The sequence below is a fragment of the Xenorhabdus santafensis genome (genome assembly GCF_033949405.1).
In the GTDB taxonomy this organism is placed as follows: Bacteria; Pseudomonadota; Gammaproteobacteria; order Enterobacterales; family Enterobacteriaceae; genus Xenorhabdus; species Xenorhabdus santafensis.
Genome location: NZ_VCDN01000194.1, coordinates 1 through 275, shown reverse-complemented (window position 1 = coordinate 275; position 275 = coordinate 1). Strand labels below are relative to the sequence as shown.

Annotated in this window: 1 protein-coding gene; it reads right to left on the bottom strand. The window is 43.6% G+C overall.

The window, feature by feature from the left end; translation table 11 throughout:
- Positions 1–275 (bottom strand): RHS repeat-associated core domain-containing protein (locus FE392_RS19820; protein ID WP_319931852.1); only part of this gene is annotated, 275 nt, incomplete at both ends.

Here is a 275-nt window from a genome sequence, read left to right as displayed (position 1 = left end):
TCTCAGAAATTGCACTTATTAATCGAATCCAAGTAATATTTTCTATATCCTTAACATTCTCAAAATGCCCATGCCTAATTCTATTATGCGTTTTTCCAGCAGAAATTTTTTCTAAGAGCCCATCTATAGTTTTTCTTTCACTGTCGCTCAGCGCTAATAAATGACAGTCTTTGCCCGCCAACCCAAACGGATCGATCCATCCCGTCGGATTATGCACATACCCATACGGGTTTGCCCCACCGACCAGCCCTATCGGGTCGGGCGAGATGTACTGC